The sequence below is a fragment of the Bifidobacterium samirii genome, assembly GCF_003952945.1.
Taxonomy (GTDB): Bacteria; Actinomycetota; Actinomycetes; order Actinomycetales; family Bifidobacteriaceae; genus Bifidobacterium; species Bifidobacterium samirii.
Window position 1 is genome coordinate 1 of the sequence record NZ_QXGK01000010.1, and the last position, 25,860, is coordinate 25,860.

Here is a 25,860-nt window from a genome sequence, read left to right on the forward strand (position 1 = left end):
GCGGTCAGCGGGCGTCCCCGTTCCCGGCGACGACACCCCCCGGATCATCAACGACAGGGCGAGAAAGTCATACCGGAACCGGCGACCCGGTCCCGACCATCGGGACCTACTAAACATGGTAATGGGGAGCCACCGGCTACAAGTATAGGACGTCTCGTCCGTCTCGCGTCGCACATGTCGTCCGATGGTTGACGGCGTCGGCCGTCCGGCCTTGTCAGCGGCCGCGGCGGTAGAGGCGTTCCAGCGTGTCACGCAGCTGGGCGAGCGTCTCGCCGTGGCGTTCGGTGCGCAGCTTCGGGAACGAGGCGATCATGCGCCGCTGCTGGAAGTTGAGCGCCGAATCGGCGGCGTCGCGGATCCTCATCATCAGCTCGACCGACATGCCGCGGCCCGCCTGCCAGCGTTCGCCCAGACGGTCGTGCGCGTCGGCCATCGCATCGGCGACCGCGCCGGACACCACGCCCGGCACGCCCGCCTTCACACCGGAACGCACGTCGTCGGCGGCCTGGCCGAGCCGCTCCTGCGCGTCGGCCACGGCGTCGCCGACCGCGTCGCGCGCCAGCTCGCCGTACCGGGCCATCATCTCGGCCATCCGGTCGAGACGGTCGTCGAGGTCGGCGACGCCGGCCACGGTGACGGCCGTGTCGATCACCAGCAGCAGGAAGAACACGACGCACAGCCAATGCATCGCCGGCAGCGGCAGCATGTCGGTCCAACGCTCCACCTGCGGCTGCGCGACGCCGGTGATGACCACGCCGCCCACGCCGAACACGACCGCGCCCAGCAGGCAGATGCGGCCGTCGAGATTGAACCGGAAATTCGAATAATCCCACCATCGCGCGTGGAACAGACGCTCCATCACCCACGACGTGGCGTATTCGAGCACGCTCGCGCCGAACGCCGAAATCAGGAACACCAGCACCGGACTGCGCACGTCGCCCAGCAACACGACGGCCAGCACCGCGCCCGTACCGTAGATCGGACACAGCGGGCCGTTGAGGAAGCCGCGGTTGACCGGCCGGCGCTGCTGCACCGACACGAGGATCGACTCGTACACCCAACCGCAGCAGCTGTAGAACAGGAACCACAGGAACAGCTTCTCGACCATCAGCATCGTTCAGCCCCGCCTTCCCGCACGCGGCGCGCGGACACGGCCCCGGCCGCGGCCGCCCATGAGCCGCGGATTGTCGAAGCGCGACAGACTCACCGTCTCGCGCGTCGCGCTGAGCTTGTCGGACATGGTCACCAACCAGCCCTCCACGTAGGTGGGTGGTTTGGGCGTCATCGGGAACATGTGGCAGCGGATCGAATCGCGCTCCACATGGTTGAGACGGAAGTCGCGCATCGCGTTGCGCAACGCCGCGCCGCCGTGCGTGAATCCGTGCAGGCGATGCTCGCCGTCGTCCCAGTCGTGCCAGTCGTACAGGAAGTAGTCGTGCAGCAGGGCGGCGCGCACGAGCGAACGCGCGTCGACGCGCCGCCACAGCCGCAGCCGGTCGGCGAGCCATACCGCCAGGCAGGCCACGCGGATCGAATGGGCGAACGTGGTGACGCTGCCATGCTGGTAGCAGCCGCGTTCGATGCGCATATGCTCGTGTTCGATGATGTCGCGGCCGTGTTCGTCGACCAGTGCGCGGATCTGCGTACGGGTGAGCATTGCGTCCGTCCCCTTCCGTCGGTCATTCGTCGGTCATCTCTTGGCTGTCAGATTCCGTGGACCCGATCGGCTCCTTTTGATGCCATCGGTTCCGCGGATTCCGTTGCCGATTCTAGGACGCGGAACGCCGCGATGCGTTCGTCCGTGAGGATGATGGAACGGGTGTCGGGGATGATGCGGCGATGGTCGGCTCACACGCGGCCGTGACGCCGGGATTCCGGCGAGCGGCGTCGCAGCACCGGACCCGGACATGACGAGGCTCCCGTACGACCGGCCCCGGTCGGGACCATCGCGCGGGAGCCTCTCCCCTGTCTTAGCGTGCCTTGGCGTGCCTTAGCGCAGGGATTCGGGGGCCTTGTAGGCCGGGCCGTCGGAGACGGAGTTCGCGAACGCGCGCAGCGTCTCGACCGCGGTCTTGGCGGCGACGATCTGCTCGCGCACGCGCAGCGGCGACGTGCCGCCCTTGCCGTTGCGGGCGGAGACGGAACCCTCGGTGGAGAGCACCTCGCGCACCTGCGGGGCCAGATCGGCCGGCAGGAAGCCGTCGAACACGGCGATGAAGTCCTCGTCGGTCAGGTCCCACAGCTCCTGGCCGCGCTCCTCGGCGATCTTCACGCACGCGCCCGACAGTTCATGCGCGTGGCGGAACGGGACGCCGTTCTTCACGAGCCATTCGGCGATGTCGGTGGCCAGGGCGAAGCCGGTCGGCGCCTCGGCCTCCAGACGCTCCGTGTCGAAGGTCATCGTGGCGACCATGCCGGTGAACGCCGGCAGCAGCACCTCGAGCGTGTCGACCTGATCGAACACGGCCTCCTTGTCCTCCTGCAGGTCGCGCGCGTACGCGGTCGGCAGACCCTTGAGCGTGGCGAGCAGGCCGGTCAGGTCGCCGATCAGACGGCCCGACTTGCCGCGCGCCAGCTCGGCGATGTCCGGGTTCTTCTTCTGCGGCATGATCGACGAGCCGGTCGAATACGCGTCGTCGAGGCGCACGAAGCCGAACTCCTGCGTGTTCCAGATGATGATCTCCTCGCTCAGACGGGAGATGTCGACGCCGGCCATCGCGGCGATGAACGCGAACTCGGCGACCAGGTCGCGCGACGCGGTGCCGTCGATCGAATTGGCGGTCACGTTCGTGAAGCCCAGTTCGCGGGCCACGGCCACCGGCTCCAGGCCAAGCGTGTTGCCGGCGAGCGCGCCGGAGCCGTACGGGGAGGCGTCGATGCGCTTGTCCCAGTCGGCGAGACGCTGCACGTCGCGCAGCAGCGGCCAGACGTGGGCCATGAGCTGGTGGGCGAGCAGCACCGGCTGGGCGTGCTGCATGTGGGTGCGGCCCGGCATGACGGCGCGGCCGGCCTTGTCGGACTGTTCGATGAGCGCGACGGCGAGCGCCAGCAGCTGCTTGGCGATGATGCGGCTGTGGCGGCGCAGCCACATGCGGATGAGGCAGGCGATCTGGTCGTTGCGGGAGCGGCCGGCGCGCAGCTTGCCGCCGAGTTCGTCGCCGGCGATGGCGAGCAGGCCGCGTTCGAGCGCGGTGGCCTCGTCCTCGTCGTCCTCGATGGGGGCGAATGCGCCGGAGTCGACGCTGCGCTGGAGTTCGTCGAGCGCGTTCTCCATACGTTCCAGCTCGTCGGCGGTGAGCAGGCCGGCGCGGCCGAGGGCGCGGGCGTGGGCGCGGGAGCCGGCGATGTCGTCGTCGGCCAGACGCCAGTCGAACTGGGTGGACTTGCTCAGACGCGCCAGTTCGGGCGACGGGCCGGAGGTGAAACGGCCGCCCCACAGGGCGAGGTGTTCGGACTGCTCAGCCATGCTGTGTTCTCTCCTTGCAATGCGTTGATGCTGTGCTCTGCGAAACAGGCTAAGCCTATCAGCCAATGCCGCCATTGCCTCATTACCATGTTTAGTAGGTTCTGATAGTCAGGACCCGGTCGCCGGTTCCGGTATGACTCTCTCGCCCTGTCGCTGATGATCCGGGGGGTGCTGTCGCCGGGAGCGGGGACGTCCGCAGACCGCTGATAGGAACCAGGCCGGTCGCACGAATGCCCCAGGGACTCGCGGCGCAGGCCCCGCGTAATGTGGCTGCGGCGCGGGCGCCCGGACTCCATCCCAGTCCACGGCGGCCACGGAACATCCCCAGACGGGAGGAACGACGATGACCCCGGACGACATCGACGTGTGGATCGGCCTGGACGTAGGCAAAAGCGCGCACCACGCGCATGCCCTCGACCGCGACGGCGCCACCGTCTACGACAAGCCGGTCAGACAGGACGAGAAAGCCATCCGGACCATGCTGGAAAGGCTTTCCGAACGAGGCCGGCCGCTACTGGTCGTCGACCAGCCCAACACCATCGGCTCGCTGCCCCTGACCGTGGCCAGAAGCATGGGGATCGCCGTCGCCTACCTTCCCGGAGGCGCGATGCGCAAGGCCGCCCAGCTCCTGCCCGGCAGCGCGAAGACCGACCGGAGGGACGCGCGCGTGATCGCATGGGCCGCCCTCAAACTGCCCGAGACCCTCAAAGACGCAGGAAGCGACGACGAGACCCTCGCCGCCCTGAGGATGCTGGCGGGACACGACGAGGACCTCGCCCACGAGGCCACCCGCCACATCAACCGGGCGCGCGGCCTGCTCCTGCAGGTCCACCCCGCGTTCGAACGCGCGCTCAAAGGCGAGAGGATCGCGCGGGACTCGACCCTCGCCCTGCTCGAACACTACGGCGGCCCCGCGGGCATGAACAAGGCAGGCGTCCAGAACGTGAGGGCGTGGGCCAAGGCCAACGGCCTTCGCGCCGGCACCATCATCGACGACATGTTCCGCGCGATCGGCGAGCAGACCGTCACCGTGCCGGGCGCGCTCATGGCGGAGAGCATCATCCCCGCGCTCGCCCGCGACATCAAGGCGATCAAGGACCGGCGACGCGAGATCGGCCGTCAGGTCGAGACGCTTCTGGAGGACCACCCTCTTCTCACGGTCCTGACGTCGATGCCCGGGATAGGCGTCAGGACCGCAAGCGGCATCCTCCTCGGCATCGGCGGCGACATCGCCAACTTCAAGAGCGCGGCCCACCTCGCCGCGTACGCCGGCATCGCGCCGGTCACCAGCCAATCCGGCACCAGCATCAAGGGCGAACGGCCGGCCCGCGGCGGTAACAAGCGTCTCAAGAACGCGCTGTGGCAGACCGCGTTCGTCGCCAGCACCAAGCACCCGCCATCGATCGCCTACTACAAACGCAAACGGGAACAGGGCAAGCACCACAACGCCGCCATCATCTGCCTCGCACGCCGACGCTGCGACGTGATCTACAGCATGCTCAAAAACGGAACCCTCTACCAAGATCCCATCCTCGCCGCCTGAAAACCGAACGACGGACAAAGCACCGGACCGGCCGGCAAGGCGAAGCGCGCCCGCAAACGGCCACCGAGACCCCGATATGCCAACCCTCTACGGAGTTGACAAAAACATAGGAACACCCCCCCACGTCCGCTGCGTGACGCGGTTCGCTTCTCACCACTTATGGCGGCCGGTCGCGATGAGATGGTCGATGTCCTCGTATGCGTTACGCAGGCTTTCCTGATGGTATGTCTCGTACATGTCGCGGATTTCCTGCGTGATTCCACGCTCGTCCCACTCACGCAGCACATCCGAAGTGGGACGGTTCCGTTCGCGTGCGTAGCTTTCGATGAGCAGCATGAAGAACTCGGTTTCCTTATCCATCACTTCCTCATTCCCCACGCAGACTGGCGCAGTTCCGCGGGTCGCCCGTGATCCGTTCGGCCTCCCACATGTCGAAGATGGCCCGTGCCGGATACGCGCATAGACCATTGTCCTCGTCCTCGAGCAGGCCGTGCGTTTCGGACATGAGGAAACTGCGTACCGCGTCCATGGGCGCGTAGTCGTATTTGTCGATGATGCGGCTCACCACCGCCTTGTTGTAGTAGTCGATGGCGTAATGCGGGATTCTGTTCATAGGCTCAACACCTCCACGTAATGCAACCGTCCCGGCAGCCGCCTTGCGATGCTGCCATTCAGTGACCGCCGCCACCCTGCCTGTCATCTTACCGTCATCGGCTGGTGTCCGGGACTCGAATCAACACCATAGGAGCGGTGATGCAGTATGTTTCTTGCCGATGCATTATGCACGGAATCGTTCATTCCCAATGACGGTGTGTTCCGTGGTCCTCTCCATGCCACGGAGTGCATGATTCATGCGATTCTCCGATTCCGTGCGCAATGTTCCTGTCAGGGAATGCGGAATTGATCGATTCCTTGATTCCGTGACAAGTCTTTCCCTGACCCTCATATACGGGCAATTGCGGAATCGTTGATTTTCCAGCGGTTCCGCACGCACTGCCCTTGTCACGGAATGCCAAAATCCACCCGTGCACGATTCCCTGGCAATGTTCCTGTCACGCAATCGCAGATAAGCCGTTTTCCGGATTCCGTGGCACGATTCATCGCCACGGAGTATCGGAAACACCGCTTGGCGCGGTTCCGTGGCATGCGCCGTGCCACGGAACCGTCCTGCAACGGGTTTCCAGTGTTCCGTAACTGCGTTCCAAGGCGATTCCATCCCCGGAAGTCACACACGCGATGCTTCCACGCCGGATTCGCGACATCACGCAGAGACCGCAGGCACCGGCATCGCCCCGATATACGACGATGGGGGTTCTCTCGGACGAGAGAACCCCCATCAGTGGTCGTGTCAGGTTCCGCCGGCGCTCAGAGCGCGGCGGAGCACCGAACTACTCGGACTACTCGACGACGTTGTTCGGCACTTCGATGCCGTTGCCGAAGCGCACGTCGCGGGCGGCGGCGACGCGGGACGGCAGGCCGTAGATGTCGATGAAGCCGTTGGAGGACTTCTGGTCGAAGGTGTCGCCCGAATCGTAGGTGGCGAGGCGGTAGTCGTACAGCGACGTGTCGGAGCGACGGCCGGTGACGACGGCGCGGCCGCCGTGCAGGGTCATGCGGATCTCGCCGGACACGTACTTCTGGGTGTCCTCGATGAACGCGTTGAGCGAGGCGACGGCCGGGGAGAACCACTGCGCGTCGTAGACCAGCTCGCCCCAGCGCTTGTCGATGTCGCGCTTGATGCGGTGCTGCTCGCGCTCGAGGCAGCAGTTCTCGAGCTCCTGATGGGCGGTGATGAGCGCCACGGCGCCCGGGCACTCGTACAGCTCGCGGGACTTGATGCCGACCAGACGGTCCTCGATGAGGTCGATGCGGCCGATGCCCTGCGCGCCGGCGCGGCGGTTCATCTCCTCGATGGCCTGCAGCGGGGTGACGTCGCGGCCGTCGATCTTGACCGGGATGCCTTCCTTGAATTCGATGACGACCTCGTCCTCGACCGGCGGGAACGCCGGGTCGTCGGTGTAGGCGTAGCAGTCCTTGGTCGGACCGTTCCACGGATCCTCGAGGAAGCCGGTCTCGATGGCGCGGCCCCACACGTTCTGGTCGATGGAGTACGGGCTCTTCTCGGTCTGGGTGATCGGCAGCTGGTGCTCCTTGGCGAACGCGATCTCGACGTCGCGGGTCAGGGACAGGTCGCGGATCGGGCTGATGGCCTTGAGGGTCGGGTCGATGGACGCGATGGACACCTCGAAGCGCACCTGATCGTTGCCCTTGCCGGTGCAGCCGTGGGAGATCGTGTCGGCGCCGAACTGGTGGGCGGCGCGCACGAGGTGCTTGGAGATCAGCGGGCGGGAGATGGCGGAGACGAGCGGGTAGACGCCCTCGTACATGGCGTTGGCCTTGAGGGCCTTCATGCAGTACTCGTTGGCGAACTCGTCGCGCGCGTCGACCACGTAGGACTCGACGGCGCCGCAGGCCAGGGCGCGCTGGCGGATGGTCTCCAGGCTCTCGCCGCCCTGTCCGACGTCGAGGGAGACGGCGACGACGTCCTTGCCGGTGCGGTCCTTGAGGTACGCGATGGCGACGGAGGTGTCGAGACCGCCGGAGTACGCCAGCACGATGCGGTTGTTATCGCTCATGATTGCCTTTCTGTAAGTCGAACCGGATGCAAGTATATGCACAGGTCTGTATATATGCACCTTTGGTCGTGTCGTCGTTTCAGCTTTTGGACGCGAGTGCCAGCAGCCATCGGCTGCGGTCGGCGGCGGCCTCGCCGTCGGTGCAGATCACCATGACCGTGTCGTCGCCGGCGATGGTGCCGAGCACGCCGTCGATCGGCTGCTTGTCGACGACGCTCGCCACGTACTGGGCGGCGCCGGACGGCGTGTGCACGACGATGAGGTTGTTCGCGGCCGCGACCGATGTGACGAGTCCGGAGAGCACCTTGGCCATCTGCTGTTCGGCCTTCGCCCCGATGCCGGCGCCGTGCGACTCGTGCCGCGAGTCGGCGCCGACCGTGTAGGCGATGGTGCCGTCGGCCAGGCGCGTCTTCATCGCGTGGATCTCGTCGAGGTCGCGGCTGAGCGTCGCCTGCGTCACCTCGACCCCTTCGTCGGCGAGGATGCCCGACAGCTGGGATTGGGAGGTGATGACGTGGCTGAGCAGGATCTCCTCGATCATGCTCAGCCGGGCGGCGCGGGTCGTGGGCCGCTGCAGCGGCGTGGATTCGCTCATGCAAGCAGGCTTTCGTCGCCGCGCTGCCAGCCGACGAGCCAGGTGAGCAGCGCCTTCTGGGCGTGCAGGCGGTTCTCGGCCTCGTCCCACACGACGGACTGCGGGCCGTCGATCACCGACGAGGTGACCTCCTTGCCGCGGTAGGCGGGCAGGCAGTGCTGGAAGAGCGCGTCGGGCTTGGCGAGCGCCATGAGCTCGTCGTTGACCTGGTAGGGCCAGAACGGCTTGGAGCGGATCGCGTATTCGGCCTCCTCGCCCATCGACACCCACGTGTCGGTGAAGACGCAGTCGGCGCCGGCGACGGCCTCTTTGGGGTCGGTGGTGACGAGGATGGAGCCGCCGTTCTCGGCGGCGATGCGCTCCGCGTCGGCGACGATGGCCGGGTCGGGCAGGTAGCCGTGCGGGCCGGCGACGCGCACGTGCATGCCGGCGACGGCGCCGCCGAGCAGGTACGAGTTGGACATGTTGTTGGCCGCGTCGCCCAGGTAGGCGATGGTCATGCCCTTGAGCGCGTCGACGCCGCCCTTGAACTGGGCGAGGGTGAGGAAGTCGGCGAGGATCTGGCAGGGGTGGAATTCGTCGGTGAGGGCGTTGACGACCGGGCAGTCGGCGTACTTGGCCATCTCCTCGACGCGGTCCTGGCCGAACGTGCGCCACACGATGCCGTAGGCCATGCGGGTGAGCACGCGGGCGGTGTCGGCGACGGGCTCGCCGCGGCCCAGCTGGGAGCCGGACTTGTCGATGACGAGCGGGTAGCCGCCCAGTTCGGCCACGCCGATGGAGAAGCTGGAGCGGGTGCGGGTGGACGGCTTGTCGAAGATGACGGCGACGCCCTGGGGGCCGGCGAACGGCTGCTTGTAGAAGCGGTTCTCGCGGAACTTCATGCCCAGTTCGAGCACCTGCTTCTGCTCCTCGTGGGTCAGGTCGTCGTCGCGCAGCATGTGGCGCAGTTGCGGAGTCATGGTGTGGTCTCCTTCGGGTCGGTCGTACGGGCGGGCCGTACGGGTCGGGTGTGCGGTCAGTCGTTGGGCAGGTCGGCGGGGATGCGGGCGAGCACGGCGATGGCCTCGTCCACCTCCTCGGCGGTGACGTTGAGCGGCGGGGCCATGCGCAGCGCGTCTGGGGCGACGGCGTTGACGATCAGGCCGTGTTCGAGCGCCCACGCCATCGCGGCGTGCGCGCACGGGTGGGTCAGCTGGACCGCGTCGAGCAGGCCGCGGCCGCGCACGGAGTCGAACAGCGGGTTGCCGCAGGCGGCGATGCCGTCGCGCAGCTGGATGCCGCGCGCCTCGGCGTTGGCGACCAGGTTCTCGCCGTCGATGATGTCGATCGTGGCGAGCGCGGCGGCCGCGGCGAGCGGGTTGCCGGCGAAGGTGGAGCCGTGCGATCCGGGGGTGAACAGGGCGGACAGCTTGGCGCCGAAGGCGATCATGCCGCCCATCGGGAAGCCGCCGGCGACGCCCTTGGCGAAGGTGACGATGTCGGGGGTGATGCCGCCGGACAGGTCCTCGCGCTGGAACGCGAACCAGGAGCCGGTGCGGCCCATGCCGGTCTGCACCTCGTCGATGATGAGGAGCGCGCCGTGCTCGTCGCACATCGCGCGCGCGGCCTTGACGTAGTCGGCGCCGAGCGGGCGCACGCCGGCCTCGCCCTGGATGAGCTCCATGATGACGGCGGCGACGGGGCCCTTGCCGTAGCGGCCCGGGCCGGTCTGGGCGAACGCCTCGCGCAGGGCGGCGACGTCGGACGCCTCGACGAATTCGATGTTCGGCACGAGCGGCTCGAACGCCTTGCGGATGGCGGGCTTCCAGGTGGCGGAGAGCGCGCCGAGGGTGCGGCCGTGGAAGCCGTGGCTCAGGGCGATGATGCGCGCCGGCTTGCCGCCCATCGACGGGGTGGCGCCGGGCAGGGTGCGCCCGTACAGCTTGGCGAGCTTGATGGCGGCCTCGTTGCCTTCGGCGCCGGAGTTGCCGAAGTACACGTGGGAGCCTTCGGGCGCGCCGGCGAGTTCGACGAGCCTGGCGGCGAGGCGGATCTGCGGCTCGGTGGCGAAGTAGTTGCTCACGTGCGCGACCTTGGCGGCCTGTTCGGCGACGGCCTGCACCCACGTGGGGTGGGCGTAGCCGACGGAGTTGACGGCGATGCCGGCGAGGAAGTCGAGGTATTCGTTGCCGTCGACGTCCCACACGCGGGTGCCCTGGCCGTGGTCCATGACGCGCAGCGGCGTGCCGAACACGTTCATGTGGACCTGGGAGTACTCCCCCAGCCAGGCGGCGCCGGTCTCGCCGAGCGTCTCGAGCGGCTCACCGGCGGCGTTGTGTGCGGTGTTCTCAGTGGACATAGGAGCTCCTCATCTCCACACCGTCCTCGGGCACGACCATCGTGCCGATGCCCGCGGTGGTGAATATCTCGTTCAGGATCGAATGCGGCTGGCGGCCGTCGATGATGTGCGCCTGGGGCACGCCGCCGTCGAGGGCGCGCACGCACGCCTCCATCTTGGGGCGCATGCCGGTCTCGAGGTCGGGCAGCATGTCGCGCAGGTTCTCCACGCCGATGCGGCCGATCAGCGAGTTGCGGTCCGGCCAGTCGGCGTACAGGCCGTCGACGTCGGTGAGCACGACGAGCTTGCGCGCGCCCAGCGCGGCGGCGAGCGCGGCGGCGGCCGAGTCGGCGTTGACGTTGAGCACCTCGGTCGGATCGTCCTCGTTGGGGGCGACGGACGAGACGACGGGGATGCGGCCGGCGTTGATGAGGTCCTCGACGGCGGAGGCGTCGACGCTGACCACGTCGCCCACCAGACCCACGTCGATCGGCCTGCCGTCGACGATGGGCCGGCGCTGCATGGCGGAGAACAGGCCGCCGTCCTCGCCGGACAGGCCGACGGCGAGCGGACCGTGCGCGTTGATCAGGCCGACGAGCTCGCGCGACACCTTGCCGGTGAGGACCATGCGCACCACGTCCATCGCCTCGGGGGTGGTGACGCGCAGGCCGCCCTTGAACTCGGATTTGATGCCGAGGGTCTTGAGCATCTGCGAGATCTGCGGGCCGCCGCCGTGCACGACGACCGGGTGCATGCCCACCTGGCGCAGGAACGCCATGTCCTCGGCGAAGCACTGCTTGAGATGGTCGTCGATCATCGCGTTGCCGCCGTACTTGACGACGATGCGCTGTCCGGCGAACTCCTCGAGCCACGGCAGCGCCTCGATGAGCACTTCGGCCTTCTGGTCGGCGCGCAGGTCGGTGTGCACGTCGAAATGGAACCCAGGTCCCTTCAGTTCTTTGGTCATGTCTTCCTTCCGGCTTTCATCCCACGGGACGGGGCCTCCCGCCCCGCCCGTGTCAGCTTTCGTAGTCGGCGTTGATGTGGACGTATTCGTGCGTCAGGTCGTCGGTCCAGACGGTCGCCTGCGCGTCGCCGGCGTTGAGGTCGATGTCGATGTGGACCTCGCGCGGGGTCATGTCGACCTCGCTGCGGTCGCGTCCGGCGCCGCCGTTCTCGCAGATGCGCACGCCGTTGACGTCGACGGTGACCTTGTCGGGGTCGTAGGGGGCGACGTCGGCGGGCACGGTGCCCAGCGAGCTGACGATGCGGCCCCAGTTGGGGTCGTTGCCGGAGATCGCGCACTTGAGCAGGTTCGACGCGGCGACGGCGCGGCCGCACGCCAGCGCGGCCTCCTCGCTGGTGGCGCCGGTGACGCTGATGCGGATGTCGTGGCTGGCGCCCTCGCCGTCGCCGATGATCTGGCGGGCGAGCGAGGCGCAGGCGTCGGCGACGAGACGGTTGAACTCGTCCGGGTCGGGTTCGACGCCCGAGGCGCCGGAGGCGAGCAGCAGCACGGTGTCGTTGGTGGACATGCAGCCGTCGACGTCGATGCGGTTGAACGACGTGTCGACGCCGGCGAGCAGCGCGGCCTGGAGCTGACCTGCGGACACGACCGCGTCGGTGGTGATGACGCACAGCATCGTCGCCAGCTGCGGGGCGATCATGCCCGAGCCCTTGACCATGCCGCCGATGCGGTAGCCGGCGCCTTCGAGGCGCACGGTCTTGGGCTTGGTGTCGGTGGTCATGATCGCGTGGGACGCGTCGGCGCCGGCCTGGTCGTCGTCGGCGAGCGCCGCGTGGGCGGCCTTCGCGCCGGCGAGCACGTTGTCGAGCGGCAGCAGTTCGCCGATGAGGCCGGTGGAGCACACGGCCACGTCGCCGGCCTTGGCGCCGATCAGGTCGGCGACGGTCTTGGCGGTGGCCTCGCTCTGCGCGTAGCCGGCCTCGCCGGTGCACGCGTTGGCGCCGCCGGAGTTGAGGATCACGGCCTTGATGCGGCCGTCGGCGACGGCCTTGCGCGACCAGCGCACGGGGGCGGCGCAGAAGCGGTTGAAGGTGAACACGCCGGCGGCGGCGTCGAGGGGGCCGTCGTTGACGACGAGGGCCACGTCCTTCTTGCCTTCGACGGCGGAGATGCCGGCGGCGACGCCGGCGGCGCGGAAGCCTTGTGCGAATGTCACGCTCACGGTGCTACTCCGATCTTGGTGAGGCCTGCGTCCTCCGGCAGGCCGAGTGCGATGTTCAGCGATTGGACGGCCTGTCCCGCGGTGCCGCGGTTGAGGTTGTCGATGGCGGCGAACGCGATGAGGCGGTTCGCCTTGCGGTCGACGGCCACCTGGATGTGGGCGGCGTTCGATCCGACGATGTTGGCGGTGGCGGGCAGCACGCCTTCGGGCAGCACGTTCATGAAGTCCTGTCCGGCGTAGGCGTCGGTCCACGTCTTGCGGATGGCCTGGTCGTCCATGGCGGCGGCCTTGTCGGTCATCGGCGCGGAGACGACGGCGAGGATGCCGCGGGACATCGGCACGAGGATCGGCGTGAAACCGAGCGTGAAACGTTCCGCGTCGGCGGCGGTCAGGCCGGCGGCGTGCGCGAGGTTCTGCAGGATCTCGGGGATGTGGCGGTGGGTGCCGCCCACGCCGTAGGGCACGGCGGAGCCGAGCGCCTCGGCGGCGAGCAGGTTGGTGCGCTTGAGGTTCTTGCCGGCGCCGGAGTAGCCGACGGCCAGGTCGGCGACGACGCCCTTGGGGTCGATGAGCCCTTCGGCGGCGCCCGGCTGCATGGCGAGGGTGACGGCGGTGACGTTGCATCCCGGTCCGGCGATGCGTTTGGTGCCGCGGATCGCGTCGCGCTGGCGCAGGTAGGCGCCGTCCGCGTCCTTGCCGACGATGAGCTCGGGCATGCCGTAGGTCCAGTGCTCGTAGAAGTCGCCGCCGTAGTAGGCGTCCCATGCGGCCTGCTCCTCGAGGCGGTGGTCGGCGCCGAGGTCGACGACGACGGCCTGCGGGTCGAGTTCGGCGGCCAGCGCGCCGGATGCGCCGTGCGGCAGGGCGAGGATGATCACGTCGTGGCCGTTGAGCACGTCGGGGGTCGTGTCCTCGACGGTCAGGTCGGCGAGCTGGGGGATGTGCGGCATGTGCCTGCCGAGCTTGTCCCCCACCGAGGAGTGGCCGGCCACGCAGGTCACTTCGAAGTCCGGGTGGGCCGCGAGTATGCGCAGGGCCTCACCGCCGGCGTAACCGGTCGCGCCGGCTACGGCCACCGTGTATTTCGCCATGTCGTGCTCTCTTTTCTTGACGGTTTTCGAATACCCGGCCACCATACGCTTTATTCACGACATTGCATAATTATGCATTGGGGCCGTGTGTCGCGCCCCCACCGGCGCGACGCACGGCCCGCATCGTCGGGACATCGCCCCGATCGGCGTCCGTCAGGCGGTGATCGACCCGTCGGAGCCGCCGGAGCCGCCCATCATCGTCGAGAGCATCTCCTGGTACAGGTCGAACGCGGTCATGCCGTTCATCGCCAGCCACACGATCATGATCGTGTAGAACACGTTGATCGCCACGGCGGCGAACGCGAGCCAGAATCCGCGCATATGCAGCACGCGCACGCGCTTCATCGAGATCGCGCCCATGATGGTCGGCAGCAGCGGGATCGGCAGGAACAGCGCGCACACGAACGCCATCACGGCCAGCAGGTCCCACTTGCCGTAGAACGGGTTCGACGCCGGATCGTCCACGTCGATGCCGTTGATGATGCGGTGCGGCTGCTGCGGAGCGTACGGCTGGCCGTTCCACCCGTAGCCCGGCTGGCCGTACGGGTTCGGCTGGCCCGATTGACCATTCTGGCCGTACGCATTCGGCTGGTCGTTCCATCCGTACGGATTCGGCTGGCCGTAGCCCGGCTGCCCGTACTGCGACGGCTGCTGCGGCATGCCCTGCACGCCGTCCGCGCCCGGCTGGCCGGCGGCCGCGGACGCTCCGTCCGTCGGCTCCGGGTCGGGACGCCCGTACACGTACGGGTCGTAGCCGGCCGGATACTGGCCGGCCATCGCCCCGTATTCGGGCTGGTGGTACCGGCCGTACTGCGGCTGGCCGCCCTCGTCGGCGGGACGCTGCCCGGATTCGTCCATGTCGGACCTCCTTCGTCCGTTCGGATAAGTGCATATGCGCGTCGCACGGCGCGCACGTCGTCGGATATGCGCGCGCCCCGCACGACCGGACCGTCGTCGGCGGCCGCCGCGGCCGGCCCGAAGGCCGGGCCGACGACGGCCATGCTACCGTATGACGGCCCCGTCGTGCGGGGCGCGGCGTCGATATCGCTACGCGCGAAGCTGCGCGCCCAGCTCCGCGGCCTTCTCGACGATGGCCTTGCGGATCGCCTCGCTGTCCTCGGCGGCCAGCGTGCGGTCCGGCGCGCGGAACACGACGGCGAACGCGAGGGACTTGACGCCCTCGCCCAGCTGCTCGCCGGTGAACACGTCGAACAGTTCGATCGACTCGAGCATGTCGCCGGCGGCCTCGCGGATCACGGCCTCCAGCTGGGCGGCGCTCACCGAGTCGGCCACGGTGAACGCGAGGTCCTGCTTGACCGGCGGGAACGTGGAGATCGGCTTGGCCTGCACCGGCTTGCCGTCCAGCGACGCGAACAGCACGTCCAGGTCCAGCTCGAACGCGGCGGAGTGCTCCGGCAGGCCGAGCGCCTCGTTCACGTGCGGGTGCAGCTCGCCGACCATGCCGACGACCTGGTCGCCCGCCATGACGCGCGCCGCACGGCCCGGATGCCACTGGGCGGGCACGTCGGCGGCGGCCGGCTGGTCGAGCGTCAGGCCGGCGCCCAGACGGTCGGAGATGCGGTGCACGGCCTCGACTGCGTCGGACCAGTCGACGGCGCGCTTGGAGCCCATCCAGCCGTCGTTCTCGGCCAGGCCGGTCAGGATGCCGGCCACGTGCATCGGCTGCGCCGGCAGGCCCGCGTCGAGCGCGGCGAGCTGCTCGTCGGTCGGACGCACGCCGCCCGGCAGCGCCGGGATGGCCGGGGCCTGCGGATCCCACAGGTAGACGTGGCCGATCTCGTACAGGCTCACGTTCTCCAGACCGCGGCGCAGGTTGAGCTGCACCACGCCCGCCAGGGTCGGCAGGATGTCGCGGCGCAGGTACGGGCGGTTGCCGGCCAGCGGGTTCGCGATCTCGACGCTCACCGGGCGGATCGCATCCACGTCGTAGGCGAGGGCCTTGAAGTCCTCGTCACCCACGAACGGGTAGCTCAGCGCCTCGACCATGCCGTACTCGGCCAGCTCGTTGGCGACCTCGCGGCGGCGACGCTGCTCGTGGGTCAGACCCACGCGACCCTCGACCGGGGCCGGCGGCACGGTGACCGGGATCTCGTCGTAGCCGACCAGACGGGCCACCTCCTCGACCAGATCGCACGCCTCGTTGAGGTCCGGACGCCAGCTCGGCGCGACGACGGAGAACTCGCCGTTGCCGCCGCCGGCCACACGGCAGCCGATGTCGGTCAGGATGTCGCTGATGCGCTGCACATCCACGTCGAGGCCGGCCACGCGGGCCACCTCGGACGCCTTGAACGCGATCGGACGCGGCAGGCCCACATGGTCCACGTCGGCCGGCGTGGCGCTCGCCTCGCCGCCCGCATAGCGGGACATGAGGTCGGCGGCCATCTGCGCGGCGGCCGGCTGCAGGCGCGTGTCCACGCCGCGCTCGAAGCGGCGCGACGCCTCGGACGGGGTCTTGTGGCGGCGGGCGGAGCGCGCGATCGACACCTGGTCGAAGTGCGCGGCCTCCAGCAGGATGTTCTTCGTCTCGGCCGTCACCTCGCCGTACAGGCCGCCCATCACGCCGGCCAGACCCAGGATGCGCGAGCCGCGCTCGCCGTTCGGGGAGTCGGTGATGAGCAGGTCCTCGACGCTCAGCTCGTGGTCCTTGCCGTCGAGCGTGACGAGGCGCTCGCCCTCGCGGGCGCGGCGCACCACGATCGGGTCTTCGATCTTGTCCATGTCGTAGGCGTGCATCGGCTGGCCCAGGTCGAGCATGACGTAGTTGGTCACGTCCACGGCCAGCGAGATGGAGCGCATGCCGGCGCGGGTGAGGCGGCGGCGCATCCAGTTGGGCGTCTTGGCGGTCGAGTCGAAGCCGCGCACGGCGCGCGCGTAGTAGCGGTCGCAGCCGGGCACGCCGTGGATCGGCGCGTCGTCCTCGATCGCGATCTCGATGTCGGGCGTGATGGACGGGTCGCCGGTCACGTCCGGGGCGGCCTCGGCCAGCGCGAGCGCCGGATCGGTGTAGGCGGCGCCGGTCGAATGATGGTATTCGCGGGCGACGCCGCGGTAGGAGAACGCGTAGCCGCGGTCCGGGGTGATGTTGATCTCCAGCAGCGGCTGGTCGAGGTGCAGCAGGCTCATCGCGTCGTCGCCGGGCTTGAGGGCCTCGTATTCCTCGGCGGTGAAGCCGTATTCGCGCAGCAGGATGATGCCGTCGTGGCTGTCGCCCAGGCCGAGCTCGCGTTCGGAGGCGCACATGCCGTTGGAGATGTGGCCGTAGGTCTTGCGCGGCTCGATGCGGAAGTCGCCCGGCAGGACGGCGCCCGGCAGCGTCACGACGACCTTCTCGCCGGCCTTCATGTTGGGCGCGCCGCAGATGATGCCGCGCGGCACCTTGTTGCCGTCCTCGTCGGTCTCGTTCCATTCATCGCCGCAGTCGACGTGGCACCAGTTGATGACCTTGCCGTTCTTCTGCGGTTCGGGCGTCGCGTCGACGACGTAGCCGACGACGATCGGGCCGGTCACCTGGGAGGCGTGGATCTCCTCCTCCTCGAGGCCGACCTTCACCAGGTCCTTGGCGAGCTGCTCGTAGGTCAGGTCCGCCGGGGTCTCGACGTGGTCCTTGAGCCAGTCAATATCGATCATGGGCATGGGCAATCACTCCCCCATCACAAACTGTTCGCTGAATCGCACGTCGCCCTCGACGAGGTCGTGCATGTCGTTGATGTCGTGGCGCAGCAGCAGCGTGCGCTCGATGCCGACGCCGAACGCGAAGCCGGTGTACACGTTCGGGTCGATGCCGGCGGACTTGAGCACGTTCGGGTTGACCATGCCGCAGCCGCCCCATTCGATCCAGCCCGGGCCGCCCTTCTTGTCGGGGAACCACAGGTCGAGCTCGGCGCTCGGCTCGGTGAACGGGAAGTAGCTGGGGCGTAGGCGGCTCTTGGCCTCCGGGCCGAACATGGCGACGGCGAGCTTGTCGAGCACGCCCTTGAGGTCCGCCATGGTCAGGTTCTTGTCGACGGCGAGCGCCTCGCACTGGTGGAACACCGGGGTGTGGGTGGCGTCGAGCTCGTCGGTACGGAACACGCGGCCGGGGCACGCGATGTACAGCGGCACGCCGCGGGTGAGCAGGGCGCGCACCTGGTCGGACGAGGTCTGGGTGCGCAGCACCATGTTGGAGCCGACGAATCCGGCGGCATCCTTGGCCTGGTTGCCCTTGACGTAGAAGGTGTCCTGCATCTGGCGGGCGGGGTGGTCGGGGCCGAAGTTGAGCGCGTCGAAGTCGTACCATTCGGTCTCCACTTCGGGGCCGGCGGAGATCTGCCAGCCCATGGACACGAAGAAGTCCTCGATGTCCTCGATGACGCGCGACAGCGGGTGGCGGGCGCCCAGCGGCTTGCGGGCGACCGGCAGGGTCATGTCGACGGTCTCGGCGGCGAGCGCGGCGGCCTCCTCCTGGGCCTTGACGGCGCTTTCCTTGGCGCCGAACGCGCGGCCGAAGTCGGCGCGCAGCTGGCCCATGAGCTTGCCGGCGTCCTTCTTCTGGTCGGCGGGGAGCTTGCCGATGGCCTTGCTGGCCTGGGTCAGCACGCCGATGACTTCGCTTTTGACGGCTTTCAGTTCCTCCGAGGTGGAGGCGTTCTCGATGTTCGCGATGCCGTTGGTGACCGCGTCGGTCACCGACTGCGCATCGAATAGCACTTCTGCCACGAGCGACCTTTCCTTGTCTGGATACCTCTCGGCGCATGGAAACATGCGCGTTTTCAAGCGTTTTGCCAACTGCCCATTGTCGTGTCACGACTCGACATAGGGCCGTTGCGGTGTATGGTTTTCCCGCCCTGCGGCTCAGGCGCGGCGGGCCATCGCCAGGCTCATGAGCATGACGGCGGCGCTGGTGCCGAGGTTGAGCGATTCGGCCTTGCCGTACAGCGGGATGGACACGATCCGTCCGGCCTGGTCGAGGATGGCGGCGGGCAGGCCGCGCGCCTCGTTGCCGAACAGGACGGCCTCGCCGCGGTCCGGCGCGCCAGCGGCTTCGGAGCCGGAGGCGCGGCGTGCGGCGAGCACGTCGGGCAGGGATTCGGGGCGGCGGTCCTCGGTGCCGTACACGTCGGCGGCGACGACGTCCGTATCGTGGGACGCGGCCCAGGCGAGGAACGCGTCGGTGCCCATCGTGACGACGGGCAGGTGGAACAGCGAGCCGGCGGTGGAGCGGATGACCTTGGGGTTGAACATGTCGACGCAGTCGTCGACGAACACGACGGCGTCGCAGCCGGCGGCGTCGGCGGCGCGGATGACGGTGCCGGCGTTGCCCGGGTCGCGCACCTGCCAGAACGCGGCGACGAACGGACGGGCGCCGTCGGCCGGGTCGTAGCGCAGCGCATCGCGCATGCGTTCGAGGTCGCCCACGGCGACGATGCCCTGCGCGTCGGAGCTGATGCGGTCGATCACGTCGCGCGTGGCCTTGTGCACGTAGACGCCGGCGGCCATGGCCTTGGCGGCGATCTTCGCGACGGTCGGGTTGGCGAACGCGGCGTCGGGGGTGGTGCCGTTCGCCTCGACGTACAGGTCGGTCACGACGTTCGGATGGTGGGCGACGGCCTCGCGCACGGACTGCGGCCCCTCGATGAGGAACCGGCCGGCGCGTTCGCGGGCCTTGCGGTTGGTCAGGTCGGCGGTGCGGCGGATACGCTCGGCCTTCGGATTGGCGAGCACGGTTGCGGTAATCGGCATACCCGCTACCCTACCCCATGCCCGGTCTCGAACGCCGGCCGACGGCGGCAATGGGATTCAGAGAACGTTCAGGAACCGTCCGGGAAGCTGCCGGGTGGCTCCCGGGAACGCTTCGGCCCGCGTGCAGGACACGGCCACCGGCGGCCGGTTGGATGGGATGCGGCGGGCCGCCCGAGTTCGGCCGCGCCGCATCCACAGCATCCGACACAGGGGAACTTCCATGTTCGTAGTGAAGAACGCATGGCGCAACGTCATACGCAACAAGGGGCGTAACATTCTCATCGCGCTCATCGTCGCCATCATCGCGACGGCGGCCACCATCGGCCTGGCGATCCGGCAGGCGGCGGCGAGCGCCCGCGAGACCGGTCTGGCGGACACGGTCATCACCGCGCAGATCTCGTTCGACCGGTCCAAGGCGATCGGCGACATGCGTGCCGACGCCGACGCGTCCGACTCGTCCGATTCCACCGATTCCGCCGACGCGCAGCCGTCGTCGCCGCCCGATTTCGAGTCGATGCGCGACGCGCTGGCCGGCAAACAGCTGTCGCTGGCCGACTACGAGTCGTATGCGGCCGCGTCCGACGCGGTCAGGTCGACGTACTACACCGAGACGGCGGCGCTGGCGGCGACCGACACGTTCCAGCCGGTCGAGGATTCGACGTCGTCCTCGTCCGGCTCCTCCGATTCGTCCTCCTCCGACTCGTCCGCCGATTCCTCCGGTGACGCCCCCGGTTCCGCCGACGGCCACCCGTCCGACGGCATGGGCGGCGGCATGGGCGGCGGCATGGCCGTGCAGTCCGGCGATTTCTCACTCGTCGGCTTCTCCTCCGACGAGGCGGTCGCGGCGGCGGCCAACGGCACGTTCACGATGGACGACGGCCAGGTGTTCGGCTACGGCGAGGACTCCGACGGCGACGTCATCATCTCCCAGGAGCTGGCCGACTTCGACGGCGTCGACGTGGGCGACGAGATCACGCTCGCCGACGCGTCCGACGAGGACACGACGTACACGTTCACCGTCGTCGGCATCTACGAGAACGACACGGAATCCTCCGGCATGCAGGGCGGGCCGATGGCGTCCGCCGCGTCCGACCCGGCGAACGCGATCTACACGTCGGTGTCCACGCTCGCCTCGATCGGCCTCGACGCCGATTCGACGTCCTCCACGTCCTCGACCGACTCGTCGTCCGATTCCTCCGATTCGTCCGATTCGTCCGACTCGTCCGCCGCGTCCTCCACGCAGCTGAGCTACACGTACGTGTTCGCCGGCAAGGACGACTACGAGACGTTCGTCGCCGACGTCGCCAAGGCCGGTCTCGACGACGACTACACCGTCTCCTCCGCCGACGTCGACCAGTACGAGTCGAGTCTCGTCCCGCTCGACAGCCTGTCCGACTTCGCGTTCACGCTGCTGGCGGTCGTGCTCGCCGTGGGCGCCGTGGTGCTGGTGACGATCACGCTGTTCAACGTGCGCGAACGCAAGTACGAGGTGGGCGTGCTCACCGCGATCGGTGTGCGCAAGGCGAAGGTCGCCGCCCAGTTCACGCTCGAGCTGCTCATCGTCACGATGATCGGCCTCGCGTTGGGCGCCGGCGTGGGTGCGGTCGCCTCGGTGCCGGTGTCGAACCGTCTGCTGGCCGCGCAGGTCGAGCAGCAGCAGTCGCAGCAGTCCGACCGTCAGGCCCAGTTCGGCCGCGACATGCAGGCGCCGGGCGGCGCGCCCGGTTCGCCCGATGCCTCCGGTTCCGCCGATTCGTCCGGGTCGTCCGGTTCCGGTTCGTCCGATGCCGCAGCCGGTTCCGGCGACGGCTCGTCCGATGCGGCCCCGTCGCAGCCGGGCGGTGCGCCGGGCGGCATGATGGCCGGCTTCTCGAAGGCTGCCGACTACGTCTCATCGGTCGACGCGACCATCGATCTGGGCGTCGTGGGCAGGCTCATACTCATCGGATTGGGGCTGACGCTGGTGGCGGCGCTGGCGGCCGTCGTGTTCGTCATGCGGTACGAGCCGCTCCAGATTCTCGCCGACCGGTCGTGACGGACCGTCCGCACCCATCCGAGCCATCATCGAGCCTTACCTTGAAAGGGAACCCATCATGACCAACCCGACCCCGAATCATCCCGACGAGACGACGCCGGTGCTGAGCCTGCAGGACGTCGGCTACGCCTACACCAAGGGCGGCAAGCGCGTCCTCGACCATGTCAGCCACGACTTCCTGCCCGGCCGCGTCCACGCGATCACCGGCCCGTCCGGCGCGGGCAAGACGACGCTCCTGTCGCTCATCTCCGGTCTGGCCGTGCCCACCGCGGGCCGCGTGCTCCACAACGGCGACGACCTGGCCGGCAAGGACCGCTACGCGTACCGCAGCCGCGACATCGGCGTGATCTTCCAGAGCTTCAACCTGCTGCCCGGGCTCACGGTCGCGGAGAACATCATCCTGTCGATGGACGCGTCCGGCAAGCGCTTCGAGCGTCCCAAGCAGGACATCGCACGCGACCTGCTCGCCCAGGTGCACCTGCCCGCCGAATACGCGAACGAGCGCATCCTGCACCTGTCGGGCGGCGAGCAGCAGCGCGTGGCGATCGCCCGCGCGCTCAGCTACGATCCGCCGGTCATCGTGGCCGACGAGCCGACCGGCAACCTCGACATCGCCACGCAGGAGGACATCATGGCGATCTTCCGTTCGCTCGCGCACGAGCAGAACCGCTGCGTGATCATCGTCACGCACAGTCCGGAGGTCGCCGCCGCATCCGACGAGGTGTTCGAACTGGCCCCGCTGCGCCGCCGCAAGGCGTGACGTCGGCCGCCCAACAACATGATGAAGGGCGACGCTCCCCCATCAGGGAGGAGCGGCGCCCTTGCGTATATATAAGGAGCGCGGCGCCGATCAGCCGCCGAAGAACGCGAACCAGCCGGTCAGTGCGGCGCAGGCGAGCGCGACCGCCGGGATCGCGAGGCAGCCGACGAGGAACAGCCGGTCGCGCAGGCGCACGACGCTGACGCGCGCGTGGCTGCGCGGGCCGGTGCCGCCGAATCCGCGCGCCTCCATCGCCACGGCGAGCGTGGTCGAACGGCGGATCGACAGGACGAGCAGCGCGAACGCCTGCGGCAGGAACGCCTTGAACCGGTTGTCGTCGCCCAGGCCGCGCGAACGGCGCGACGAGGTGAGCGCAGCCCAGTCGTCCTGCAGCACGGAGAACAGGCGCATGCCGGCGAGGCCGCCGTAGACGAACCGGTCGGGCAGCCGCATCACCTGGCTGAACGCGTCGGCCAGGTCGGTCGAGTCGATGCCGAGCACGAGCACGATCGCGGGGATGCCGATCGCGAGGATGCGCAGCGCGGTGGCGACCGCCAGTTCGGCGGAGTTGTCGGTGATGTGGATCATGCCCCACTGCCACCAGGTGTCGCCGCCGGACTTGCCGTACAGGAGCACGGCGAGCGCCGATCCGGGCGCGCCGATCCACACGGGCCAGCTGGAGCGCACGACGCGCCACGGCGTCAGTCCGATGATTGCGAGCACGACGAATTCGAGGCCGAGCGCGATGCCCGCGGACATCACGTCGAGGCTGAGCAGCATCGGCAGGGAGGCGAGGAACGCGCCGAAGAGCCGGTAGGCGGGGTTGATGGACGCGAGCAGCGGCGAACGGCTGGACGGCTTGGGGTCCTCGTCGCGCGTGTTGACGGCGCTGACGGGGACGACCGCGGTGCCGTCGGCCTTGCCGGCGGGCCGGATGTCGGCCCACTGGCCGCCGTCGCCGCCGGGCACGAGTTCGACGACGCGCGCGCCGAGCGCGGTGACGAGGTCGCGGTCGTGGGTGACGACGATGATGCTGACGCCGTCGCCGCGCAGCGCGTGGATGAGCGTGACGATCTGCATCCAGGTGCGTCGGTCCTGGCCGAACGTGGGTTCGTCGAGGATGAGGACGCGCGGCGCGGCGGCGAGCGCGGACGCGACGGTGAGGCGTCTCTTCTCGCCGCCGGAGAGCGTGTACGGGTTGGCGCCGGCGTAGCGGGCCAGGTTGAAGCGGTCGAGCAGGTCGCGGGCGCGGCGTTCGGCCTCGTCGGGGGCGACGCCGCAGCGCAGCGGGCCGAGCATGACCTCCTCGAGGACGCTGCCGCGCGCGAACTGGTGTTCGGGGTTCTGGAACACGTAGGAGATGCGCGACGCGAGGTCGGTGGACTTCCATGCGATCGGCTCGCTGCCGTCGGCTCCGGCGGCGAGTGCGGGCGCGGCCTCGACGTGGCCGGCCACGGGGGCGAGGAGTCCGGCGAGGGTGAGCGAGAGCGTGGATTTGCCGGCGCCGTTGAGGCCGACGAGCGCGGTGATCTGCCCGCCGGCGAAGTCGAGGTCGATGTGTTCGGCGATGGCGTCGCCGCCGCGGCCGATGCTCAGGTCGCGGGTGCGCAGCAGGGTCTCGCCGTCGCCGGCGTCGGCCGGATAGTCGGGTTCGTCGGCGGTGTGGATGCGTCGGATCTCGTCCTGAGGGCGGCGGTAGCGGCCGGGCAGCCAGATGCCGAGCGCGGCGAAGTCGATCGCAGGGTCGGTGAACACCGTGTCGGGCGTGCCGTCGGCGACGACGACGGTGTCGCCGGTCGTCTCGGCGCGGCCGAGCACGACGACGCGGTCGATGAGGTCGATCCAGGGGCCGGCGCGGTGTTCGACGAGCACCATCGTGGTCGCGCGCTCGTCGAGCACGTCGCGTACGGCGCCGACGACCTGGTCGACGCCGTCGGGGTCGAGGTTGGCGGTGGGTTCGTCGAGGAGCAGCACGCCGGGGCGCATGGCGAGCGCGCCGGCGAGCGCGAGGCGCTGCATCTGTCCGCCGCTCAGGTGCATGACGGAACGGTGCAATTGCAGTCCGTCGAGGCCGACGGCCTTGAGGGATTCGGCGACGCGCGGCCAGATCGCCTCGCGCGGCACGTTCATGTTCTCGGGGCCGAAGGCGACGTTGTCGCCCAGCCGTTGGAAGACGGCCTGAGCGTCGGGGTCCTGCAGGACGAGGCCGACGCGGCCGCGCGCGCGGCGCACGGGGATGCCGTCGACGAGGATGCGGCCTTCGGTGACGCCGCCCTCCGCGTCAGCGACGGCCTGAGCGGTGCCGTCGGAGGACTCGGACGCGGCGGCCGGGGCGTCGGCGACGATGTCGTCGTCGGTGCCGAGCAGGCCGGCCGCGCCTTCGAGGATCGTCGACTTGCCGATGCCGGAGGCGCCCAGCAGCAGGACGTGCTCTCCGGCGTCGATCCTCAGATCGAGGCCGCGCACCGCGAACGAGGCGCGGGACGCATGCCGGTAGCCCCAGCCGCGGAATTCCAGCGACGCGGGACGCGTGGAAGGAAGGGATGATGCAATGGCGTCGGCGACGCCGGCGGATTCGGATGCTGAAGCGGGCAAGCGACGGTCCTTATATATGGGGACCCGGCCGATGGTCGGCGGGATCGGCGGATGGGGTCGGGATGCGGCGCCGCGCGGCGGACGGACGGACCGGCCGGACGGACCGGACGTCTCCGACCGCGCGGCGCGCACGCGGTCGGTCGGATCAGGCCTGGACGCCGCGGATCTCGCGGCCGGAGGCGAACTTGTCGAGCGCGCCGGTGCGGGCGATGGCCACGTACAGGTACCAGACGATCACGCCGGCGAACACGATGCCCGACAGCACGGTGGTGAGCACGTAGACCAGACCGTAGGAGCCGGCGATGTCGATGGCCTGCATGTTGGTGAAGAACGAGTAGCCCCAGCAGCCGAGCGCGGACAGCGCGCCGGAGAGGATCGTGACGGGCAGGTTCCAGCGGCGCCATGCGAACACGGCGAAGCCGACCTCGGCCATCGCGCCCTGGACGAGGGCGATGTACAGCGTGCCGATGCCCCAGATGTTGCCCAGCAGCGCTTCGAGCACGGCGGCCACGACCTCGGCGTACAGGCCGGCGCCCGGCTTGCGCACGATCACGAGGGCGAGCGGGCCGGCGAACAGCCACAGGCCGTTGAACAGGCCCGGCAGGCCCGGCACGGCGGCGTCGAGCACGCTCCACGGCGTGTAGGTGAGGGTGGCGACCAGCCAGTAGACGAGCGACGAGGCGACGCCGATCACCGAGGCGACGGCGATATCGACCACGCGCCAGCGGTAGGAGGTCTTGGAAGCGTTGATGACGACATCAGTCATGATGCGTGCCTTTCTCTCTTGGCCCGCCGACGTTCGGCGGACGTGAAGGCACGGGAAAGAGCGACGTCCGTGCGCCGGCATTACCCGGACTCACGTTCAATCGGTCGAGGAAACCCTCATCTCAG

The 25,860-nt window shown here is 69.0% G+C and carries 21 protein-coding genes; 3 read left to right on the plus strand and 18 right to left on the minus strand.

Going from position 1 to position 25,860, the window contains the following annotated elements; genetic code table 11:
• Positions 1–214 precede the first annotated feature (214 nt).
• From D2E24_RS10450 to argH, 3 genes are all read right to left on the minus strand, one after another.
• Positions 215–1,114 carry a putative ABC transporter permease gene (locus tag D2E24_RS10450; RefSeq protein WP_206430937.1) on the minus strand — a complete coding sequence of 300 codons (900 nt, stop codon included), beginning with the start codon at positions 1,112–1,114 and terminating at the stop codon, positions 215–217.
• A 3-nt stretch (positions 1,115–1,117) separates the two neighbouring features.
• Positions 1,118–1,657 (minus strand): HD domain-containing protein, encoded by a 540-nt coding sequence (locus tag D2E24_RS05895; protein WP_125968400.1) that lies wholly within the window; start codon positions 1,655–1,657, stop codon positions 1,118–1,120.
• Between the two features lie 333 nt (positions 1,658–1,990).
• Positions 1,991–3,466, minus strand: coding sequence for an argininosuccinate lyase (gene argH, locus D2E24_RS05900; protein ID WP_125968401.1), 1,476 nt, complete (start codon positions 3,464–3,466; stop codon positions 1,991–1,993).
• A 343-nt stretch (positions 3,467–3,809) separates the two neighbouring features.
• On the opposite strand from argH, the gene D2E24_RS05905 reads away from it, so the two are divergent.
• Positions 3,810–5,009, plus strand: a complete 1,200-nt coding sequence (locus D2E24_RS05905) for an IS110 family RNA-guided transposase (protein ID WP_125968402.1) — start codon at positions 3,810–3,812, stop codon at positions 5,007–5,009.
• Positions 5,010–5,159: 150 nt separating this feature from the next.
• On the opposite strand, the gene D2E24_RS05910 is transcribed toward D2E24_RS05905, so the two are convergent.
• The 13 genes from D2E24_RS05910 to D2E24_RS05970 all read right to left on the minus strand — a co-directional run bounded on the left by D2E24_RS05910 (position 5,160) and on the right by D2E24_RS05970 (position 19,579).
• Positions 5,160–5,369, minus strand: coding sequence for a DUF3791 domain-containing protein (locus D2E24_RS05910; protein ID WP_125968403.1), 210 nt, complete (start codon positions 5,367–5,369; stop codon positions 5,160–5,162).
• A gap of 7 nt (positions 5,370–5,376) precedes the next feature.
• Positions 5,377–5,709: a hypothetical protein gene (locus D2E24_RS05915; RefSeq protein WP_206430938.1), complete on the minus strand. Its 333-nt coding sequence runs from the start codon at positions 5,707–5,709 to the stop codon at positions 5,377–5,379.
• Between the two features lie 697 nt (positions 5,710–6,406).
• On the minus strand, positions 6,407–7,645 hold the full coding sequence (locus tag D2E24_RS05920; RefSeq protein WP_125968404.1) for an argininosuccinate synthase: 1,239 nt from the start codon (positions 7,643–7,645) through the stop codon (positions 6,407–6,409).
• 79 nt (positions 7,646–7,724) lie between these two features.
• A complete protein-coding gene (argR, locus tag D2E24_RS05925) occupies positions 7,725–8,240 on the minus strand; it encodes an arginine repressor (RefSeq protein ID WP_125968405.1) in 516 nt (171 codons plus the stop codon).
• A complete protein-coding gene (gene argF / locus D2E24_RS05930; protein ID WP_125968406.1) occupies positions 8,237–9,202 on the minus strand; it encodes an ornithine carbamoyltransferase in 966 nt (321 codons plus the stop codon). Before argF ends, argR begins: the two co-directional genes overlap by 4 nt.
• 56 nt (positions 9,203–9,258) lie before the next feature.
• Entirely contained in the window at positions 9,259–10,581 is a 1,323-nt protein-coding gene (locus D2E24_RS05935; protein WP_125968407.1) for an acetylornithine transaminase, read from the minus strand.
• Positions 10,571–11,527 (minus strand): acetylglutamate kinase, encoded by a 957-nt coding sequence (argB, locus tag D2E24_RS05940; RefSeq protein ID WP_125968408.1) that lies wholly within the window; start codon positions 11,525–11,527, stop codon positions 10,571–10,573. Before argB ends, D2E24_RS05935 begins: the two co-directional genes overlap by 11 nt.
• Positions 11,528–11,579: 52 nt before the next feature.
• A complete protein-coding gene (gene argJ / locus D2E24_RS05945) occupies positions 11,580–12,749 on the minus strand; it encodes a bifunctional glutamate N-acetyltransferase/amino-acid acetyltransferase ArgJ (protein WP_125968409.1) in 1,170 nt (389 codons plus the stop codon).
• Positions 12,746–13,840, minus strand: a complete 1,095-nt coding sequence (argC, locus tag D2E24_RS05950) for an N-acetyl-gamma-glutamyl-phosphate reductase (protein ID WP_125968410.1) — start codon at positions 13,838–13,840, stop codon at positions 12,746–12,748. The genes argJ and argC overlap by 4 nt, the downstream gene beginning before the upstream one ends.
• Before the next feature lie 153 nt (positions 13,841–13,993).
• Positions 13,994–14,698, minus strand: coding sequence for a hypothetical protein (locus D2E24_RS05955; RefSeq protein ID WP_125968411.1), 705 nt, complete (start codon positions 14,696–14,698; stop codon positions 13,994–13,996).
• A gap of 189 nt (positions 14,699–14,887) precedes the next feature.
• Positions 14,888–17,494, minus strand: a complete 2,607-nt coding sequence (gene pheT, locus D2E24_RS05960) for a phenylalanine--tRNA ligase subunit beta (protein ID WP_125968412.1) — start codon at positions 17,492–17,494, stop codon at positions 14,888–14,890.
• A gap of 6 nt (positions 17,495–17,500) precedes the next feature.
• On the minus strand, positions 17,501–18,601 hold the full coding sequence (pheS, locus tag D2E24_RS05965; protein WP_125968413.1) for a phenylalanine--tRNA ligase subunit alpha: 1,101 nt from the start codon (positions 18,599–18,601) through the stop codon (positions 17,501–17,503).
• 90 nt (positions 18,602–18,691) lie between these two features.
• Positions 18,692–19,579 (minus strand): TrmH family RNA methyltransferase, encoded by an 888-nt coding sequence (locus D2E24_RS05970; protein ID WP_125968414.1) that lies wholly within the window; start codon positions 19,577–19,579, stop codon positions 18,692–18,694.
• 220 nt (positions 19,580–19,799) lie between these two features.
• Between D2E24_RS05970 and D2E24_RS05975 the strand changes: the two genes are divergently transcribed.
• Positions 19,800–21,614: an FtsX-like permease family protein gene (locus tag D2E24_RS05975; RefSeq protein ID WP_125968415.1), complete on the plus strand. Its 1,815-nt coding sequence runs from the start codon at positions 19,800–19,802 to the stop codon at positions 21,612–21,614.
• A gap of 58 nt (positions 21,615–21,672) precedes the next feature.
• Positions 21,673–22,374 (plus strand): ABC transporter ATP-binding protein, encoded by a 702-nt coding sequence (locus D2E24_RS05980; RefSeq protein ID WP_125968416.1) that lies wholly within the window; start codon positions 21,673–21,675, stop codon positions 22,372–22,374.
• A 90-nt stretch (positions 22,375–22,464) separates the two neighbouring features.
• Here D2E24_RS05980 and D2E24_RS05985 read toward each other — a convergent pair whose 3' ends face one another.
• Positions 22,465–24,927, minus strand: a complete 2,463-nt coding sequence (locus D2E24_RS05985; protein WP_125968458.1) for an ATP-binding cassette domain-containing protein — start codon at positions 24,925–24,927, stop codon at positions 22,465–22,467.
• A 187-nt stretch (positions 24,928–25,114) separates the two neighbouring features.
• Complete coding sequence (locus tag D2E24_RS05990) at positions 25,115–25,735, minus strand: ECF transporter S component (RefSeq protein ID WP_125968417.1); 621 nt, start codon at positions 25,733–25,735, stop codon at positions 25,115–25,117.
• Positions 25,736–25,860 lie beyond the last annotated feature (125 nt).